The sequence below is a fragment of the Pseudomonas sp. Q1 genome, from assembly GCF_009935975.1.
Taxonomy (GTDB): domain Bacteria; phylum Pseudomonadota; class Gammaproteobacteria; order Pseudomonadales; family Pseudomonadaceae; genus Aquipseudomonas; species Aquipseudomonas palleroniana.
Genome location: NZ_QODI01000068.1, coordinates 1 through 626, shown reverse-complemented (window position 1 = coordinate 626; position 626 = coordinate 1). Strand labels below are relative to the sequence as shown.

Here is a 626-nt window from a genome sequence, read left to right as displayed (position 1 = left end):
TTGGATGCCCACGATGCGACGCACTACCCGGTGAGCTTGATGGTGCAACCTGCAGAGCAACTCACGTTGCGCCTGGATTATCGGCCGGATTTCGTCACGCCGGTGCAGGCTCGGGCCTGGCTGACGTGCCTGGAAACGATTTTGCAGGGCCTGGCCCAGCCGGGTGAGCGGTCGTTGGCGCAGTTGCACACACTCAGCGCGCAGGAAAAGGCAGCGCTGCAGCAGTGGAATGCAACAGACCGCGAGGTTGGGGCAGGGGACGTGGTCGAACGTTTCATGGCGCAGGCGAAGCTGACGCCGCAGGCCATCGCGATTGAACAGGGCGATGAGTGCATGACCTATGCGCAACTGGATGATCAGTCGAGCCGCCTGGCGCAGACGCTGCTGCAAGAAGGGATCGGGGCCGAGGATCTGGTGGCGGTGATGCTACCGCGGACACCGGCGATGGTGGTGGCATTACTGGGGGTGCTCAAGAGCGGCGCGGCTTACTTGCCGCTCGACCCCAGCTACCCGCCGCAACGCTTGCAGGCGATGCTCGAGGATGCACGGCCTAAGCGCGTGTTGGACAGCCTGGTGCTGCCCTTGGCCACGACACGGCCGTCGGTATTGCCCCGGAATGATCGAGA

1 protein-coding gene is annotated in these 626 nt (G+C 64.1%); it reads left to right on the top strand.

The features are described 5' to 3' along the window. On the top strand, window positions 1-626 hold a 626-nt coding region (locus DK870_RS29165), incomplete at both ends, for an AMP-binding protein (protein ID WP_161550433.1).